General features: G+C 72.6%; 19 protein-coding genes and 1 pseudogene. 8 read left to right on the plus strand and 12 right to left on the minus strand.

Annotated elements, in window-relative coordinates; all coding sequences use genetic code 11:
• Positions 1-7 precede the first annotated feature (7 nt).
• Positions 8-196, minus strand: a complete 189-nt coding sequence (locus tag B1L11_RS07775; protein ID WP_256862317.1) for a hypothetical protein — start codon at positions 194-196, stop codon at positions 8-10.
• A gap of 177 nt (positions 197-373) precedes the next feature.
• On the opposite strand from B1L11_RS07775, the gene B1L11_RS07780 reads away from it, so the two are divergent.
• Together B1L11_RS07780 and B1L11_RS50030 are read left to right on the plus strand one after the other, a co-directional pair.
• Positions 374-2389, plus strand: a complete 2016-nt coding sequence (locus tag B1L11_RS07780) for a LuxR C-terminal-related transcriptional regulator (RefSeq protein ID WP_256862318.1) — start codon at positions 374-376, stop codon at positions 2387-2389.
• Between the two features lie 14 nt (positions 2390-2403).
• Positions 2404-3171, plus strand: coding sequence for a hypothetical protein (locus B1L11_RS50030; RefSeq protein WP_256862319.1), 768 nt, complete (start codon positions 2404-2406; stop codon positions 3169-3171).
• 77 nt (positions 3172-3248) lie between these two features.
• On the opposite strand, the gene B1L11_RS07785 is transcribed toward B1L11_RS50030, so the two are convergent.
• Positions 3249-3905 carry a maleylpyruvate isomerase N-terminal domain-containing protein gene (locus B1L11_RS07785; RefSeq protein WP_079313947.1) on the minus strand — a complete coding sequence of 219 codons (657 nt, stop codon included), beginning with the start codon at positions 3903-3905 and terminating at the stop codon, positions 3249-3251.
• 250 nt (positions 3906-4155) lie between these two features.
• On the opposite strand from B1L11_RS07785, the gene B1L11_RS07790 reads away from it, so the two are divergent.
• Both B1L11_RS07790 and B1L11_RS07795 read left to right on the plus strand, forming a co-directional pair.
• Positions 4156-4956, plus strand: coding sequence for an alpha/beta fold hydrolase (locus B1L11_RS07790; protein ID WP_256862339.1), 801 nt, complete (start codon positions 4156-4158; stop codon positions 4954-4956).
• Positions 4957-4980: 24 nt separating this feature from the next.
• On the plus strand, positions 4981-5769 hold the full coding sequence (locus tag B1L11_RS07795; protein ID WP_079313864.1) for a MerR family transcriptional regulator: 789 nt from the start codon (positions 4981-4983) through the stop codon (positions 5767-5769).
• A 24-nt stretch (positions 5770-5793) separates the two neighbouring features.
• On the opposite strand, the gene B1L11_RS07800 is transcribed toward B1L11_RS07795, so the two are convergent.
• The 3 genes from B1L11_RS07800 to B1L11_RS07805 are packed head-to-tail and all read right to left on the minus strand — an operon-like array spanning position 5794 to position 7718.
• Positions 5794-6489, minus strand: coding sequence for a glycosyltransferase (locus B1L11_RS07800; protein WP_179155032.1), 696 nt, complete (start codon positions 6487-6489; stop codon positions 5794-5796).
• The gene (locus tag B1L11_RS46595) at positions 6371-7123 is read right to left on the minus strand and encodes a hypothetical protein (RefSeq protein ID WP_179155033.1); all 753 of its coding nucleotides are present in this window, start codon (positions 7121-7123) and stop codon (positions 6371-6373) included. Before B1L11_RS46595 ends, B1L11_RS07800 begins: the two co-directional genes overlap by 119 nt.
• Entirely contained in the window at positions 7116-7718 is a 603-nt protein-coding gene (locus B1L11_RS07805; RefSeq protein WP_079313866.1) for a TetR/AcrR family transcriptional regulator, read from the minus strand. Before B1L11_RS07805 ends, B1L11_RS46595 begins: the two co-directional genes overlap by 8 nt.
• 67 nt (positions 7719-7785) lie before the next feature.
• On the opposite strand from B1L11_RS07805, the gene B1L11_RS07810 reads away from it, so the two are divergent.
• Positions 7786-8169: a nuclear transport factor 2 family protein gene (locus tag B1L11_RS07810; protein ID WP_079313867.1), complete on the plus strand. Its 384-nt coding sequence runs from the start codon at positions 7786-7788 to the stop codon at positions 8167-8169.
• A 37-nt stretch (positions 8170-8206) separates the two neighbouring features.
• On the opposite strand, the gene B1L11_RS50035 is transcribed toward B1L11_RS07810, so the two are convergent.
• Genes B1L11_RS50035 through B1L11_RS07820 form a run of 3 tightly spaced genes read right to left on the minus strand, consistent with a single transcriptional unit; the run spans position 8207 to position 9503 of the window.
• Entirely contained in the window at positions 8207-8491 is a 285-nt protein-coding gene (locus B1L11_RS50035; protein WP_256862320.1) for a sulfite exporter TauE/SafE family protein, read from the minus strand.
• Positions 8491-8961, minus strand: coding sequence for a TSUP family transporter (locus B1L11_RS50040; RefSeq protein ID WP_256862321.1), 471 nt, complete (start codon positions 8959-8961; stop codon positions 8491-8493). Before B1L11_RS50040 ends, B1L11_RS50035 begins: the two co-directional genes overlap by 1 nt.
• Positions 8958-9503 carry a helix-turn-helix domain-containing protein gene (locus B1L11_RS07820; RefSeq protein ID WP_079313868.1) on the minus strand — a complete coding sequence of 182 codons (546 nt, stop codon included), beginning with the start codon at positions 9501-9503 and terminating at the stop codon, positions 8958-8960. Before B1L11_RS07820 ends, B1L11_RS50040 begins: the two co-directional genes overlap by 4 nt.
• Positions 9504-9540: 37 nt before the next feature.
• Between B1L11_RS07820 and B1L11_RS07825 the strand changes: the two genes are divergently transcribed.
• Complete coding sequence (locus tag B1L11_RS07825; RefSeq protein WP_218670957.1) at positions 9541-10476, plus strand: alpha/beta fold hydrolase; 936 nt, start codon at positions 9541-9543, stop codon at positions 10474-10476.
• Positions 10477-10564: 88 nt separating this feature from the next.
• On the opposite strand, the gene B1L11_RS07830 is transcribed toward B1L11_RS07825, so the two are convergent.
• The 4 genes and pseudogenes from B1L11_RS07830 to B1L11_RS07845 all read right to left on the minus strand — a co-directional run bounded on the left by B1L11_RS07830 (position 10565) and on the right by B1L11_RS07845 (position 13555).
• Positions 10565-11563 carry an NAD-dependent epimerase/dehydratase family protein gene (locus tag B1L11_RS07830; RefSeq protein WP_079313949.1) on the minus strand — a complete coding sequence of 333 codons (999 nt, stop codon included), beginning with the start codon at positions 11561-11563 and terminating at the stop codon, positions 10565-10567.
• A 5-nt stretch (positions 11564-11568) separates the two neighbouring features.
• Positions 11569-12105, minus strand: coding sequence for a GNAT family N-acetyltransferase (locus tag B1L11_RS07835; protein WP_256862322.1), 537 nt, complete (start codon positions 12103-12105; stop codon positions 11569-11571).
• A gap of 266 nt (positions 12106-12371) precedes the next feature.
• Positions 12372-12967 (minus strand): annotated as a pseudogene (locus B1L11_RS07840) (DUF4865 family protein).
• 30 nt (positions 12968-12997) lie between these two features.
• Positions 12998-13555: a TetR/AcrR family transcriptional regulator gene (locus tag B1L11_RS07845; RefSeq protein ID WP_079313950.1), complete on the minus strand. Its 558-nt coding sequence runs from the start codon at positions 13553-13555 to the stop codon at positions 12998-13000.
• Positions 13556-13731: 176 nt separating this feature from the next.
• Between B1L11_RS07845 and B1L11_RS07850 the strand changes: the two genes are divergently transcribed.
• Positions 13732-14355: a 1-acyl-sn-glycerol-3-phosphate acyltransferase gene (locus B1L11_RS07850; RefSeq protein ID WP_079313951.1), complete on the plus strand. Its 624-nt coding sequence runs from the start codon at positions 13732-13734 to the stop codon at positions 14353-14355.
• A gap of 60 nt (positions 14356-14415) precedes the next feature.
• Positions 14416-16038 (plus strand): penicillin-binding transpeptidase domain-containing protein, encoded by a 1623-nt coding sequence (locus tag B1L11_RS07855; RefSeq protein ID WP_079313952.1) that lies wholly within the window; start codon positions 14416-14418, stop codon positions 16036-16038.
• Positions 16039-16061: the final 23 nt, after the last annotated feature.

The following is a 16061-nucleotide window of genomic DNA, read 5'->3' on the forward strand; positions in this document are numbered from 1 at the left end:
GGCGAAGTCATGCCCTGCGGCCCAGCCGCCCGGCACCAGCCCGATCGTGCTGCCCTCCGGCATCGAAGCCGACGTAGTAGGACGAGTCGGTCTGCGGCGGAACGCCGAGCAGGGCCGCGTACACCGCCTTGGCCTTCGCCAGGTCGGACACGGGATGCAGCACGGTCCTGATGCCCTGGGTGGAAGAGCCGGTCATGGTCACTCCTGTAGTCGTGGGTCGCATCGACCCGCCGTTCGCGTGACCCCAGCTTTTCGCCCGATCAGGCCGCCGGCATCCGTGGTGACCACGGAACCGGCCACGGATCGGCGGCACGGATCGGCGGCACGATCGCTCGTGAGGGGGATACGGCAAAATGGGACAGTGGTGACAGGAGTGGAGATCTCGCCTCGGGAAGCCGAGGTGCTGGAACTGGTCGGAGCCCGTCTCAGCAACGCCGAGATCGCGGCCCGGCTGTTCATCTCGGTGCGTACCGTCGAGAGTCACGTCTCCTCCCTGCTGCGCAAGCTGGAGGTGCAGGATCGGCGGGCGCTCACCCAGCGCGCGCCCACGTCGGCCGGCGCCGCCCCGTCGCACCGCGCGCCGGTTCTGCCGGCCCCGCTGACCTCGTTCGTCGGCCGGGTGAGCGAGCGGACCGAGCTGACCAAGGTGATCAAAGCGCACCGTCAGGTGACCGCGGTCGGTCCCGGCGGAGTGGGCAAGACCCGGCTCGCGCTGGCCGTGGCCGCGGAGGCGGCCGGCGAGTACGCCGACGGGGTGTGGTTCGTCGACCTCGTCCCGGTCACCGATCCGGATATGACCGCGACTGCGGTCGCCGGGGCGCTCGGCCTGGGTGAGCAGCCCGGGCGCGACATGACCGAGTCCGTGGTCGCCGCGCTGGCCGACCGTCATGCGCTGCTGGTGCTGGACAACTGCGAGCAGGTGGTGCACGGGGTGGCCCTGCTCATCGAGCGGCTGCTGGCGAGGTGCCCTCGGTTGACGGTGCTGGCGACGAGCCGGGCACGGCTGATGGTGCCGTTCGAACGGGTGTATGCGGTCCCGCCGCTGTCGCTGGCCGTCGATGGCGAGTCGGACGCGGTCGCGTTGTTCATGGAGCGGGCGGCGGCGGTCGGCTGGCCGCTCGATCCTCCGCTGTACGACCAGGTCACCGCGATCTGTGCGCGGCTGGACGGAATGGCCCTGGCGATCGAGCTGGCCGCCGCCCGATATCCCACGCTCGGGCTCGACGGCATCACCAGCGCACTGTCCCATCCGCTCCGGATGCTCACCGGCGGCTCCCGCGCCGATGAGCGGCACCGTTCGGTACGGGCTGCGCTGGACTGGAGCCACGCCCTGCTGGAGCCCGCCGACCGGGCGCTGCTACGCCGGGTGTCGGTGTTCGCTGCGCCGTTCACCGCTGCCGCGGCGGCGGAGGTGGCCGGGATCGAGGAAGGCATGGCCGACGAAGGCCTCGTCGCCGACGGACTGGCCCGCCTCGCCGAACAGAGCCTGCTGGTGGTGACGGCGTCCCAGGGCGGTACGGAATACCGGGCGCTGGAGACGATCCGCCAGTACGGGACGGAACGGCTGGCCGAGGCCGGTGAGCTGGTCGACGCCCGATCCCGGCACCTTCGCTGGTGCCTGGCCAAGGCCGCCGGCCTGGCAGTGGTGCGAGAGGATTGGCGGGCCCGGTTCGACCTGGTCGCTGACGATCTTCGCGCGGCCCTGGCGTGGGCGGCCGGCCAGCCGGAGCAGCGCACGGACGCATACGATCTCGCCCGGCACCTGGCGGAGCTGACCTATACCCGTAACCTGACCGGCGAGTCCCAGCGGCGCTATGAGCAGGCGGCCGCGCTCGCGATCGACCCCGCCGCCACCGCGTCGATGCTCCGGCAGGCCGCGGCCGTGGCCGGCTGCCGGACGGTCGGTGATGACGTGTACCGCCTGCACCGCGCGTCCGCGGACGCCGCCCGTAGGGCCGGCGACACCGCCGGGGCCGCAGCTGACCTGGCGACCGCCGCCACCACCGCGTTCCGGTTCTCGACCTTGTTCGTGCGGATCCCGCCCCGGGAGGAGGCGCTCGCGCTGATCAGCGAGGCGCGGGAGCTGGCCGGCGACGATCCGGCTGCGCAGGCCGCGGTGGCACTGGCCGAGGCCGGGGTGCTCGCCGACGCGTTCGGTGCCGCCCAGGGCCCGCCCGGCAACGCCGTGCCGGAGACGATCGCGCGCACCGAGCGGGCGGTCGAGCTCGCCCGCCGGACCGGCGACCCGCTCGCCGAATCGGCCGCACTTGACGCGCTCACCGGCGCTCAGAGCTGGGCCGGCGACACGTTCGCCGCCGCGGCCACGGCCCGGCGCCGGATCACGCTCCTCTCGTCCATGCCGATCTCGCCGCGGGCACCCACGAGCTGATCGATGCGCTGAGTATGGCCACCGAGGCCGGCCTCGGCGCGGGGGATGTGCCGGGCGCCCGCCGGTGGGCACGGCAACTGGCCGACCATCCGTCGCTGGCGGAGGTCGGTCACCGCGCCACGTGTCGGCTGCTGATGGTCGATGCGCTGGCGGGCAACGTCGACGAGGTGCTCACCGGCAGCGTCCGGTTCCTCGATGCGTGGCGCCGGGCGGGCAGCCCCGCCCGGTCGTTCCTCCGCCCGGCGGCGACCGGTGTGGCGATGATCCACGGCCTCCGCGACGACCATGACGCCCGGCGCGAATGGCAGGAGGTCCTGGATCAGCTCGGCACCACACCGGAGCACACTTACGGCTATGGGGCGGTCTTCGACGCGATGCTTCTGCTGCACCACGGGCAGGCACCGGAGGCGCTGGAGCGGATGGCCCCCGAGCCCGGGCACGTGTGGAAGTGGGTCACCTGGATCTGGCTCCACTGGTATGTCGCGCTGCGCGCCGAGGCCGCCGTGCTGGCCGGGAGCCCCGACAGTCGCGACCGGCTGGCCGAGGCCCGGGCCGTCGTGGCCGGCAACCCGGTCGCCGGCGCCATCGTGGAACGAGCAGAAGCCCTGCTCGACGACGACCAAGAGATGCTGCTCGCCACGGTGGACGCGTTCTGCGCCGCCGGCTGCCCCTACCAGTACGCGCGCACCCTGGTGCTCGCCGGGGGCGACCATGCCGAGCGCGGCGCGGCCGTGCTCGCCGGCCTCGGCCTCGCCCCGATGGCCCCTGCCCCGCACCGATGACGACCTCGGAGCGGTAGTCGCGGAGCACAATCCAGCTGTCCCGTCAGCGTGGCCGGGCCGACGATGCATCCGGGCGATCAGCCGAGGACGAATGGGAGTTTCCCGGCCAGCTCGCCCAGTTCCGCCTTCTCGGCCTCGGTCGGAGCACGGCGTCCCGTGCCGACCAGCAGCGCGTCCCTGTCGGAGAACGACGCGGGGAAGGCGGCCCCGGCGATCTTCTCCAGCATCGCGCGGGACCGGGCGAGCCCTTCGGCGGGCGGTTCCGCCGCATTCGGGAGGTGCGCGACCAGGTCGAGATGGTGCAGCGTCCACTCCAGGACGTACGCAGAAAGGTAGTCGCCCGCGGTGAGGACCTCGCCGCGGGTGCCGACCCGAAGGCCCGGGTCGGCGAGCCCCGCGGCGCGGCCGGCGGCGGAGCCGACGTCGTCGAGGTGGAACTTGAGCAGCCGAGGCTCCTCGTAGGCGGCGGCCAGCCGGACGACCAGCGCGTCGAGCGGGTCGTCGCCCGTCGGCGGCGTTCCCGAGACCTCCCAATAGGTCACCGCGTCACGGGTCGGTTCCGATTCCGCCGGGGTCACGAGGGTGATCAGGACGTCCTGAGCGTCGATCACCAGGTGGCACACCAGGTCCCGCACGAGCCAGCCGGCGCAGCCGGACGGCTGCGCGAAATCCTCGTCCGGGAGTTCGGCGACCGTTCTGCGCAATGCCGCCCACGAGTGCGCGAAGAGATCCACGTGGGCACGGTAGTGCGGTGCGGCCATGGCGGACAAACACAGCGCGCACGTAGGACAGTCGTCCCGGCCCGCCCGTATGTGGGCCAATGCCGTCGGTCGCGGCGGTGCGTCACCGCGACGGTTTGCCCCTGACGCAGGGTCAATCTCCCAGCATGGTGGCATGACCAGGACAACCAGTGCGACGAACGTCTCTGGGCTGCGCAAACCGTACGGCGGCGCTGGGGAGCGGGCCGAGAGAGGCGACAGGACGATGCGGCACTTCACGATTCACCACGACGGCGTCACTATCCCGGTGTCTCGCGGCGGTCGGGGACGACCGCTGGTCCTGTGCCCTGGGCTGAACTCGACGCAGGCCGACCTGCACGAGCTGGCCGATCTGCTGCGGTGCGACCATGACGTGGTGACCTTCGACCTGCGGGGCCACGGGCTCGCCTCGGCCGCCGACCGGTATTCCTTCGAGGCGTTCCTCAACGATCTGGTCGCTGTGATGGCCGAGCTGGGACGCCTGGGTCTGGACGCTCCGCCCGTGCTTGTGGGCTACTCGCTGGGCGCGGACCTGGCCGTGCACTATGCCTCCGAGCATCCTGGCGGCGTCGCCGGGCTCGTTCTCATCGACGGCGCGAACCCGGTGCCCGAACCGTTCGTCACCGAGGCCGTTCTGCCGGAGTTCCGCGCCATGTGGGAGGACATGGCGGCACAGCAGGCGGCCGAACGGGGCACCGCGCGTCAGGTGTTGCTCACCGCCCAGGAGATTCTCGACCTGAACGTCGAGATCGATGCGGTGCGGTCCGGGATCCTTGACCGGTACAGGCGGATCGACCAGCCCGTCAGCATGATCATGTCCACCGCGATGGCCGGCGACAGCGCCGATGGGCATGCGCGGCGGCTCAACCAGAACTGGCGTGCCGGCGGCGAGCGGCTCGTCCGGGAGCAGCCGCACGTCGCCATGTTCCGGCTCGATGCCGACCACCGGCTGGTCTTCACCCACGCCGCGGAAATCGCGCAGATCATCCGGAGTACGCACGTCCCGGTCGGCCAGGCGACTCCTTGAACACCCCGTAGGAAGACTGGTGCCATGCTGACCATCGGTGAGCTGGCGTCGTACGCCGGAGTGACGGTGCGTGCGGTGCGGCACTATCACGCCAGAGGACTGCTGCCGGAGCCGGAGCGGGACGACTCCGGCTACCGCAGGTACGATGCCGGCGCCGTGATCGAGCTGATCAAGATCCGGACCCTCGCCGAGGCCGGGGTCCCGCTGGCGCGGGTGCGGGAGCTGCTGCAGGCCGACGAGGAGGAGTTCGCCGCGGCGGTCGCGGACATCGACAGGCGGCTGCGGGCCGAGATCCGGCAGCGGCAGCGGCACCGGGAGCGGATCGCCCGGCTCGCCTCCGGGGACAGCCTGGTGCTGCCCCCGGAGGTGGTCGCGTATCTCGACCGGCTGCGGGCGCTGGGGATCGACGAGCGGATCGTCCAGGTCGAGCGCGACGGCTGGATCCTGCTGGCCGCGCATTCACCCGAGCGAGTCCCGGAGTGGATGGCACGCAAGCGGGAGCAGATCGCCGATCCGCGGTTCGTCGACTTCTATCGCAGCCTGGGCAAGGCTCTCGATCGGACATCCGACGATCCGGAGCTGGTGGAACTGGCCGATGAACTGGCTGCCTATTTCACGCAGATGGCCGAGGAGAAGGGCGAGGACTACGTCGACGACGTCGATATGGAGCCACCGATGGTCAGGCTGATGGACGCGCTGGCGTTCGACACCGTGCCGCCGGCCCGTCGGCTGATCGGGCTGCTGAAGAGGCGAGGCTGGACCGGCTGGACCAAGCTGGAGCGCGTGGACCACCCAGGAGACGCGGCTTCCTGACGAAGGGTGGAGCCGCGCCGACGATCAGTTCGACAACGTCGGCGATGGCCCGGACGGTTCGGCCGGGTCGCACCGGAGTGCGCCCTCGGCCCTGCCGGTCGCTCGCCCGGCGAGGGCCTCGAGTTCGGCGACCGCTCGGTCGGTGGCCGTCTCGGCGGCGATCTCGGCCGCCAGGCGCCGCGCTTCGCGCCGGTAGGAGGGCTGGTGGAGGACACGGTCGACCGCCCGGGCGATCGTGCGGGGTGAGGCGTTCCTGCTCACGGTGATCCCGGCGCCGGCGAGTTCGACATGCCGTGCCACCGCGGTCTGGTCGCGTCCGAGCGGCACGCAGACCAGGGGGACCCCGGCGGCCAGGGACTTGACGGCCGTCCCGTGGCCGGCGTGCGTGATCGTCGCCGCGGCGTGGCGCAGCGCGATGTTGTGCGGGGCGGCCGCGGTGACCAGGACGTTGCCGGGCGCGCGGACCGTCGCCGGGTCCACGGCCGGGCCGGTGGTCAGCAGCCCGCGCACCGGCAGCGTGCCCAGGGCCTCGGCGATGCGCTGGAGTTGCGTGCGCTGGTTCATGAACGACGAGCTCAGGCCGGCCAGGACCAGCGGTGCCTCACCTTCCGGCAGCTCCAGCTCCCCGGCCCAGGCCGGGTCGTCGAGCCGCGGGCCGACGTGCCGCAGGTGGGCGGGGAAGCGCCTGCCGGGGTAGTCGAGCGCACGCGGGGACAGCACGAGCAGCCGGTCGACGCGATCGAACGTCGATCACCGAGTCCACCGGCGGCAGGCCGTGCGCGGTGCGGGCGGCGTTCAGCGCCGGCAACCCCTTCCCCCACGGTTTGAGCACGAGCTGTGCCAGCACCCGATCGCGCAGGCGTCCCAGCACGCCCGAGGCGGGGGCGAGGCCCGGGCCGGGCGGCGGCGCCCCCGGGGTGGGGAACGGGTAAAGCGTCGTCACCAGCGAGGCCAGGGGAATCCCGGCGGCCTCGCCGCCCGTGAGCGCGCCGAGCAGCATGTGCTCGGCGACAAGCACGTCGGCCGGTCGGGCACGCAACTCGGCCAGCGTGTCCCGGGCGTAATCGGCCGCAGGGCCGCAGACGATGCGATCCCTCAGCCGCGCGAACGCGCCCAGCGGCGTGCGGGCCTCGAAGTCCTTGATGACGTCCTTGGCCGGATCGGTGGCATCGCCCTGGGGCGCCGTGGTCCAGGCGATCGGTTCCACACCGCCGGCGACGACCTCCTCGTGCAGCGACCTGTCGGCCAGCACCCGGACGTCGTGGCCGCGTTCGCGCAGTGCGCGGGCGATCGACAGGTCGGGCGGCACGGCTCCGCCGCCCGACCAGGTGGCGAACAGGAAGTTCTTACGCATCGTGGCTCTTCCGGGGGTCGATCGAGGTCAGCAGGTCGCACATGGCACATTCGGCGTCCTCACGCGACAGGCCGAGGTCGCGCCGCCACAGCTTCCACAGGTAGACGTCCGTGGCGGCGTAGTGCAGGTTCAGCGCATGCTCGCGGGCGGGGCCCGGGGCCGGGAGGCGGTCGGCGAAGACCCGTTCCAGCCACTCCCGATGCTGTGCGCGGGCGTGGGCGGCCGCCCGGGCGATCGCCGGGACGCGGTCCATCTGCGCGGTCCAGAGCACGTTGGCGTCGCCGTGCCGCTCGTAGTCCTCGAAGAGCACGGCCACGATCGCCGCCACATCACCGGTCGGCGCCTGACGGGAGACCGCCGCTTGCGACGCCACCAGGTCGGCGACGGCGTCGGCCAGCCCGTCCTTGCCGCCGAAGTGGTTGACGATCGTCTGCACCGACACACCCGCCTCGTCGGCGACGTGCTGCAGCGTGACGTCGTCGTACCAGCGCCGCGACCACAGCGCGGCCGCCGCCTCCAGCACGCGCGTACGCGTGACCTCCACGGCCGCGGCCCGGGCGCCCATACGGTACGGGCGCCTGGTCTCACTTTCCATGGAGTCAGACCTATATTCAATTTATGGAAGGGTCAAATAAAACTCTGCTCGTGACATAATCGCGTGTATGGATCATGTTCTGGTGCGGGAGTTCGTGGACAGCTGGGTCAAGGCGTGGAACGCCCATGACGTGGACGCGGTGTTGGCCCACTTCGCGGAGGACGTGACGTTCCGTTCGCCGGTCGCGGCGCAGCTTGTGGGTGGCGATGGGACCATCCGGGGCAAGGCGGCGCTGCGCGCCTACTGGGAGGAGGGGCTGCGGCGCATCCCCGACCTGCGGTTCGAGGTCCTCAACACCTACATCGGCGTCGATTGCCTCGTCATCAACTACCGCAACCAAAAGGGCGGACTGGTCAACGAGGTGCTGATCTTCGACGGCCCGCTGGTGGTCGACGGGTATGGGACGTATCTCGGCGACGACGCGAACCCCGCCGGTGCGACAGCGGGCTGAACGCCTGGTCCATCCGCCGCACACGTGCGATCGGCGATCAGCTGCCGGGGGCGACCCACAGGCGGACCGCCAGGCCGAGGCCGATCAGGGCGACCAGCCAGCGCAGCAGCCCGGCCGGCAGGCGCCGGGTGACCCGCGGGCCGAGCGTGGACCCGGCGAACAGGCCCACGGCGAGAGGGGCGACGGCGGCCCAGTCGACGGGCCCGAAGACGGCGAATCCGGCGGCGGAGACCAGGGCGCCGGCGCCGAGAAGCATGTTCTTCAGCGCGTTGGCGGCGGGCAGCCGCGGCTCGGCGGTCACCAGGAGGAGGGCGAGGATCATCACCCCCCGACCCCCGCGCCGAAGTACCCGTTGTAGACCGACAGGGCGGTCAGCCCGAGCGGAAGCACGGCGTCAGGTGAACCGCGCCGCTCGTGGCGTACGGCGAGCCGGGGCTGCGCGAGCAACGCCAGCGAACCCGCGGCCACGAGGAACGGCACGACGCGGGCGAAGACATCGGACGGGGTGGACAGCAGCAACGCCGACCCGGCCGCCCCGCCGAGCGCGGACAGCGGCACCCACCGCCGCAGCCACGGCCCCTTCCCGCGCAGTTCGGGCTGCGAGGCCAGGGCCGATCCGGGCCAGCAGGCGACGATCGCGACGATGTTGGCCACGTTCGCCGCGAGGGCGGGAAGGCCCGCCGCGAGCAGGGCCGGATAGGAGATGAGCGAGGTGATGCCGCCCGCGGTGCCGACCACCCCGGCGAGCACCCCGGCGGCGGCCAGCAGCGCGACGTCCCCGAGGCCGGTCACGCCCCAGTGTCCGGCGGGGGCGCCTCGACCGGGAACAGGATCGGGCTGAGCAGGTGCCGCCTGCGGTGCGGCGCGGGCTCGTTCCTCATCCGCGCGACGATGACCGCACGCAACTCCTCGATCATCTCGGCGCGCTCCTCCCGGCTCAGCCAGAGCACGTGCTGCCGGTAACCCACCTCGTCGGCCACCGGATCGCCGCCGTCCAGACCGAGATAGGCGTCGAACTCGGAGATCAGCGCGGCCATCGCCGTGGCGAAGGTGCGCCGGTGGTCCTCCGGCGACATCGCCGCCACGGTGCCGGCGTCGATCACCACGCGCTCGCGCAGCCGGTAGCGCCGTTCCACCGCACCGCGCACGCGGTGCTCACCGTCCACCTCCAGCACGCCGGCGTCGGTGAGCGCGCTCACGTGGCGGTAGACGGTCGCCTTGTGCACATCCGATATGCGCTCGCACAACTGCGAGGTCGTGAGAACCCGCCCACCGGCGAGCGCCTGCACGACGCGCAGCCGCACCGGATGCGCGAGCACCTCCATCACGTCCATGGTCCGAATGATCGCACGTGTGCTACCGTTCGCAGAAATGCGAACGATCATTGCGGGAGGGACCGGCATGGGACGACCGTCATCGGGGACAACGGCCCCGCCACTGGGGCGCCTGTACGACGTCGGAGAACGGCGGCTGATGCTGCACCGCTCGGGCTCGGGCGGGCCGAGCGTGGTGTTCCTGCCCGGCGCGGGCCTGGTGGGCCTCGACTTCCTCAACGTCCAGGAGGGCGCGGCGGCGTTCGCCACGAGCGTGCTGTACGACCGCGCCGGCACCGGCTGGAGCACCTCCGTGCCCCTCCCCCGCGGCGCGGCCGAGGTCGCCGCCGAACTGCGCGACCTCCTGCGGGCCGCGGCGGTTCCCGGGCCGTTCCTCCTGGTCGGCCATTCCCTCGGCGCCTTCTACGCGCGCCGGTACGCGCAGCTCTTCCCCGGCGAGGTCGCCGGTCTCCTCCTGCTGGACCCCGGCCACGAGGACATCCTCGACCACATGCCGGCGCAGGCCGCCGAGCTGGCGGAGCAGATGCGTCCGGACCCGGCGCGGATGCCGGAGCTGACCGACGAGCAGCGCCGGGCCGCCCGCGAGGCGTACGCCCGCCTGTACGCCGAGTGGCCCGCGCCGGTGCGCGAGGCGCTGATCGACCACCACCTGGCGTCGTGGCGGACGAGCCTTTCTGAGACGGAGAACTTCGAGACCGAGATCTACGGCGAGCTGCGTGTCGGCGGGCCGCTGCCCGACGTCCCGCTGATCGTGCTGACCGCGGGCGGCGTGAACCCCTACTGGGCGAAGTTCATGCCGGAGGAGGTGGTGCGTGAGGCGCACGACGGGGTGCGCGCCCTGCACGCGGCGATCGCCCGCTCGGTGCCCGCGGGAGAGCAGCGCGTGATCGAGGGCGCCTCCCATCAGCACCTCCACATCGAGCGGGCCGAGGAGGTGCTGCGGGCGATCCGCGACCTGACGGCAGCCGCCTGAGTCCCGGCGTCACGCGACGGCCCGGATCTCCTCCGGCAGGACCACGACGCCGGCCGCCGAGGGCGGGAAGTCGACCCGGCCGCGTCCGTCATGGCGGCAGGGGCGCCGACCGCCGCCAGGCGTCGATCACGGCCCGCTCCTCGGCGGGGTCGAGCCCGGGCGGGAACTCGGGGGTCTCGCCGGACCCGGTCAGCCACGCCCACGTGTCGGCGACGGTCTCCACCACCGGACGGCACCGCAGCCCGGTCGCCACGGCCCGGCCGACGTCGGTCCGGATGAGCCCGGCCTGCGCCGGACTGGGCGGGATCCATCCCGGCAGCGCCGCCCACCGGTCGATCCCGGCGGCCTCGATCGCCTCGGGCTCGACCCAGACCAGCTCCGTCAGGCCGCCGGTGACGGCGACCGCGGACTCCAGCAGGTCCCGGGTCGTGGCGTGCTCCTCCGGGTTGACCAGGTTGACCGGGCCCGAGACGCCGCCCTCGGCCGCGTCGAGGAGCCAGGCCACGAGGTCCCGTACGTCCACGTAGCGGAACGGCTGGCCGGCCGGGCCGGGGGCGAGCATCTCCCCGCCCCGCGCGGCCCGCAGCAGCCAGTGCGGCAGCCGTCCGGGCAGCTCGTACGGCCCGAGGATCAGCCCGGCCCTCGCCAGCACGGCGCGGTCGCCGAAGGCCTCCTCCACGGCGATCTCGCCGCCCCGCTTGTTGGGGGCGTAGTCGATGTCCCCGGCGTCCGCGGACGCCTCGACCGTGGGCCAGTCCTCCTTCAGGCCGGCCGGCGTCGGCGGCGCGTACACCGCCCTGCTGGAGACGTACACATACCTGTCCGCGCATCCGGCCAGTGCGCGGGCGCTGTCGCGCACGGCCCGGGGCGCGCCGGCCCAGGTGTCCACCACGGCGTCCCAGCGGCCCTCGGCGAGCGGGGCCAGGTCGGCCGGGCGGAGCCGGTCACCGGTCACCGCCTCGGCCCCGGGGTGGGCCCATCCCGCGAGCCCGCGGGTGAACGTGGTGACGTGCCAGCCGCGCTCCACCGCGGCCGTGACCACCCACCGGCCGACGAACGTCGTGCCGCCCAGCACCAGCAACCGCATGCCGCTCACCCCTGCCTCCGGATCCGGTACAGCACGTGGCGGCGCAGCGGGTGCCCCTCGGGAAGCACCGGGTGGTCGAAGTCCCCGGCCGGGTCGTGGGTCATCCCGAGCCGTCGCATGACCGCCTGCGAGCGGACGTTCCGCACCGCCGTGAACGAGACGACCTCGGTCAGGCCGACCCGGCCGAACCCGTCCTCCAGCGACGCCCGCGCCGCCTCCGTGGCGTACCCGCGCCCCCAGGCGGAGCGGGCGAGCCGCCAGCCGATCTCCACGCACGGCGTGAAGTGGGCGGTGAACCTCGGGACCGACAGCCCGGTGAAGCCGATGAACTCCCCGTCCGCCTCGACCGCCCACAGGCCGAACCCGCGCTCGCCGAACCCGGCCTCGATGCGCTCGACCAGCGCATCGCTCTCCTCCCGGGAGAGCGTGGCCGGGAAGTGCTCCATGACGACCGGATCGGCGTTCAGAGCGGCGAAGGGCTCCCTGTCCTCCTCGCGCCAGCGCCGCAGCACGAGCCGTTCTGTTCTGATCGAATTCGCCACCCGCCGACGATAGTGCACCCAGGCTTGGCCCGCTGATGACGGACCCCGATGCGGTGGGCGGGAGAAAGCAGGGGCGGAAGTCGGCTAAAGTCATCCATGGCCGATGTGGTTTGTGTCCCCCGGGCCGCAATCACCGCCTTCACGGAATACCGTTCGGCTGGAGCCGTGTTGTGCATCTCGCCGAGGAGGCGACCGCCACATCGGCCCTCGACGTGGGCGCCCCGCGAGACTCGTTCTCGCGGGGCGTCGTTCTTTTCCCGCCCTGCTCACCAGGCCCGGCCCCGGGGCAGGCTCGCCAGGCCGGGCGCGGACAGGTGCAGCACCTCGTAGCGTTCCGCGCCGGCGTGCGCGGCGGGCACCTCCCGCTCCCACAGCGCGAACGTCACCAGGCGCCAGTGATGCGGGTCCAGGGCGAGGGCGGCGGTGTGCAGGCCCTCCGCGCCGCCCAGGTCACGCAGCTCGGCGAGGGCGGCGGCCACCTGCTCGGCCGGGTCGGCCGAGGCGGGCATCGGCGTCAGCAGGCGCGACGCCGTGCGGGGCGCCGTGAGGGGCGCCGTCCTCCTGGCCGGGCCCGCCTCGACGGCCAGGCCCGTCCAATGCTGGACGACCGGCCGGCCGAAGTCGCCGACGATCCCCTGGAAACCGCCCCCGCCGACCAGGAACTCGCCCATCCTCCCGGCGTCGTGCCAGAGGTAGAACGGCGCGTACTGGTTGACCGGCGACCCGGCGACGCCCCGCTCGCGGATCAGGTAGGCCTTGAGGCCGAGCCCGGCCCGGTCGTCGAGGGCGTGCCCGCGGGTGGCCACCGCTCCCGGATGATCGACATGTCGTAGCCGGCGGGCAGGGTGATCTCGTACTGCATCGCGTACACGGCGCGGGTCTCCTGGGACGCTCAGATGCGGGACAGCAGGGCGAGCACGCCGTCGACGGCCTGGTGGAACGGCTCGGGTGAGCCGGCCGCGCGGGCCAGGACGTATCCGCCCTGCAGCACCGCCACGACCGTCGCGGCGGTCGCTCCGGGATCGAGACCGGCGCCGAGTTCGCCCCGGTCGCGCCCCTCGGCCAGCACCGTCGCGAGCCGGTCGCGCAGCCACGCGAACGTCTCCTCCACCGGCCGCCGCAGCGCCGGATCGGCCATGACGTCGGGGTCCTGGGTGAGCCGGCCGATCGGGCAGCCCCGGAGCACCTCCCGCTCGCGCCGCAGGTAGGCCGACACGCGTTCGAGGGCCGTGCCCGGACCGTCCAGGATCTCCTCGACCCCGGCGCGCATCTCCTCCGCCGTACGGCCGATCGCGGCCAGCGCGAGGTCGGGCTTGCCGGAGAAGTGGTGATACATGCTGCCCTGCCCGGCTCCCGCCCGCTGCTGGATGGCCCGCGGGCTGGTCCCGACGTAGCCGCGCTCCCACAGCAGTTCGCGGGTGCTCTCGATCAGGCGGTCCGGCGTGCTCATGCCGTACATACTAGTAGGTACAGAAAACCGTTGGTGAAGCCGTACAAAACACGAGGGAGTGTGTTGCAGGGGTCGTACACCTGAACGGTGGTCCGGGCGGCCTAGGGTATGTCCGTCGGACCGGAGAAGGAGAGGCCGTGCTCTACCCCGCCCTGAAGTTCGTCAGCGTTCCCGTCATGCACGCGCTGTGGCGGCCGCGGATGGAAGGACGTGAGCACGTCCCCGCGCACGGGCCCGCGATCCTCGCCTCCAACCACCTGTCCGTGCTCGACTCGTTCTTCATGCCGGCCGTGGTGCCGCGGATGGTGCGATTCGTGGCGAAGAAGGAGTACTTCACCGGCAACCCCCTCGTCGCGGCGTGGATGCGCGCGATGGGGGCGATGGAGATCGACCGGGAGAACGTCTCCGCCGCCCAGGACATGCTCGACGCCGCGGTGGAGGTGCTGAAGGCGGGCGAACTGTTCGGCATCTACCCCGAGGGCACCCGCTCCCCCGACGGCCGGCTGTACCGGGGGAAGGTGGGCGTGGCCTGGCTCACGCTGACCACCGGCGCCCCGGTCGTGCCCGTCGCCATGCTCGGCACCGAGAAGGTGCTGCCGCCCGGCACCACGGTGCCGCGCCTGCACAGCATCGGCGTGCGGTTCGGCGAGCCGATGACCTTCACCGGCGACCCGGGCAGCGCCCGGGACCGGCGGCGGGTGACCGACGAGGTCATGGCCGCGATCCAGCGCCTGTCCGGCCAGGAGTACGTCCCCCGGTACGGCGCCAGCGTCAAGGGCGCCGGGGAAGCAGGAGTGTAAATAACGATTTGGCCCCGCTAGGCTCTGGTCCCGACCACAGGGCCGTCATTGGGGGTGTGCGTGCCACGAGGACGTACGATCGCGATCTCGGCCGCCGCGGCCGTCGTGCTGGCGGGGGCGGCCGCGGGTGGCGCCTACTACGTGCTGCACACACGCGGCACGCCGCAGGAGACCGCGGCCCGGTTCACCGCGGCCTGGTCGAGGGGCGACCTCGCGGCGATGAAGGCGGAGCTCGCCTCACCCGCCGCCGGCTTCGACGCGGCGTACGCCGAGCTCACCAAGAACCTCGCGGTCACGAAGGTCGCCGTCCGCGACGTACGGGCCGGCGCGCCGAAGGACGACCGGGCGACCGCCTCCTACACCGCGACCGCCACCGTGAAGAACGTCGGCGACTGGACCTACAAGGGCTCGCTCAAGCTCGTGGTCAAGGACCACTACTGGAAGGTCGACTGGTCGCCGTCCGCAGTCCACCCCGCGCTCGACGGGACCAACCACCTGGCGCTGAAGACGTCGTGGCCGCAGCGGGGGGCCGTCACCGACGCCAACGGCGACCGCATCGACGGCGGCGACGTGGGCGGCTCGGTGCAGCAGCTCGTCGGCTTCCTGGACAAGGCCAAGGACGAGGACGTCGAGAAGCTGGGCACCGCCTACAAGAAGGGCGACGCCGTGGGCCGCGGCGGCCTGCAGGAGACGTTCCAGAAGCAGCTCGCCGGCACTCCCACCACCGAGATCCAGGTGGTGGGCGAGAGCCGGAAGACCCTGCACACCGTCAACGGCTCCCCCGGCAAGGACCTGCGGACCAGCCTCGACCTGAAGGTGCAGAAGGCCGCCGCCGACGCCGTACGCGACCTGGACAAACCCGCCTCGCTCGTCGCCGTCAAGCCTTCGACGGGCGAGATCCTCGCCGTCGTGAACAACCGGGGCGGCTTCAACCGGGCGCTGGACGGCAAGTACGCTCCCGGATCCACGTTCAAGACGGTCACGGCGGCCGGGCTGCTGGCCGAGGGACTCACCCCGTCGAGCCGGGTGACCTGCCCCAAGGAGGCGGTCGTCGGCGGGCTGAAGATCCGCAACTCCGACCACGAGGCGTTCGGGTCGCTGTCGTTCCTCGACTCCTACGCCCACTCGTGCAACACGACGTTCGCCCCGCTCGCCGCCCAGAAGCTGGGCGCGCGCAAGCTGTACGACCTGGCGACGGACCTGGGCTTCAACCAGCCGCTGCGCATCGGCGTCCCGGCGACCCCCGGCAGCATGCCGAAGGCCACCAGCGACGCCGAACTCGCCGCCGAGTCGTTCGGGCAGGCGAGGATCACCGCCAGCCCGCTGGTGATCGCGACCGTGGCGGCGGCGGTGGCCGACGGCTCCTGGCGGCCGCCCACGCTGGTGCCTTCGCTGGAGCAGAAGACCGCTCCCAAGAAGCTGCCGGAGGAGGTCGTCAAGAACCTGCGGTCGATGATGCGGGCGGTCGTCACCAAGGGGACCGCCCACGCCGCCGGGCTGCCCGCGGGTACGGCGGGCAAGACCGGGACCGCCGAGTTCGGCACCGGGCCCGAACTCGACTCGCACGCCTGGTTCATGGGCTTCCGCGGCGACCTGGCCTTCGCCGTCGTCGTGGAGGCCGGCGGCATGGGCGGCGAGGTGGCCGCCCCGGTCGCGGCGCACTTCCTCAAGTCCCTGTCCTGACCTCGGGTGCTGAGGATGCCGGG

Origin of the sequence: Microbispora sp. GKU 823, from assembly GCF_002027145.1 — a bacterium.
GTDB classification, from domain to species: domain Bacteria; phylum Actinomycetota; class Actinomycetes; order Streptosporangiales; family Streptosporangiaceae; genus Microbispora; species Microbispora siamensis.

Bases quoted from the DNA above. Each gene is read 5' to 3' on its own strand.
- B1L11_RS07830 (WP_079313949.1), bottom strand. From the start codon at position 11,563: ATGCGGTTGCTGGTGCTGGGCGGCACGACGTTCGTCGGCCGGTGGGTG.
- B1L11_RS46595 (WP_179155033.1), bottom strand. From the start codon at position 7,123: ATGCGTAAGAACTTCCTGTTCGCCACCTGGTCGGGCGGCGGAGCCGTG.
- B1L11_RS07810 (WP_079313867.1), top strand. From the start codon at position 7,786: ATGGATCATGTTCTGGTGCGGGAGTTCGTGGACAGCTGGGTCAAGGCG.
- B1L11_RS07820 (WP_079313868.1), bottom strand. From the start codon at position 9,503: ATGGACGTGATGGAGGTGCTCGCGCATCCGGTGCGGCTGCGCGTCGTG.
- B1L11_RS07850 (WP_079313951.1), top strand. From the start codon at position 13,732: ATGCACGCGCTGTGGCGGCCGCGGATGGAAGGACGTGAGCACGTCCCC.
- B1L11_RS50035 (WP_256862320.1), bottom strand. From the start codon at position 8,491: ATGATCCTCGCCCTCCTCCTGGTGACCGCCGAGCCGCGGCTGCCCGCC.
- B1L11_RS07825 (WP_218670957.1), top strand. From the start codon at position 9,541: ATGCGAACGATCATTGCGGGAGGGACCGGCATGGGACGACCGTCATCG.
- B1L11_RS07845 (WP_079313950.1), bottom strand. From the start codon at position 13,555: ATGAGCACGCCGGACCGCCTGATCGAGAGCACCCGCGAACTGCTGTGG.
- B1L11_RS07775 (WP_256862317.1), bottom strand. From the start codon at position 196: ATGACCGGCTCTTCCACCCAGGGCATCAGGACCGTGCTGCATCCCGTG.
- B1L11_RS07795 (WP_079313864.1), top strand. From the start codon at position 4,981: ATGCTGACCATCGGTGAGCTGGCGTCGTACGCCGGAGTGACGGTGCGT.
- B1L11_RS07805 (WP_079313866.1), bottom strand. From the start codon at position 7,718: ATGGAAAGTGAGACCAGGCGCCCGTACCGTATGGGCGCCCGGGCCGCG.
- B1L11_RS50030 (WP_256862319.1), top strand. From the start codon at position 2,404: ATGGCCACCGAGGCCGGCCTCGGCGCGGGGGATGTGCCGGGCGCCCGC.
- B1L11_RS07790 (WP_256862339.1), top strand. From the start codon at position 4,156: ATGCGGCACTTCACGATTCACCACGACGGCGTCACTATCCCGGTGTCT.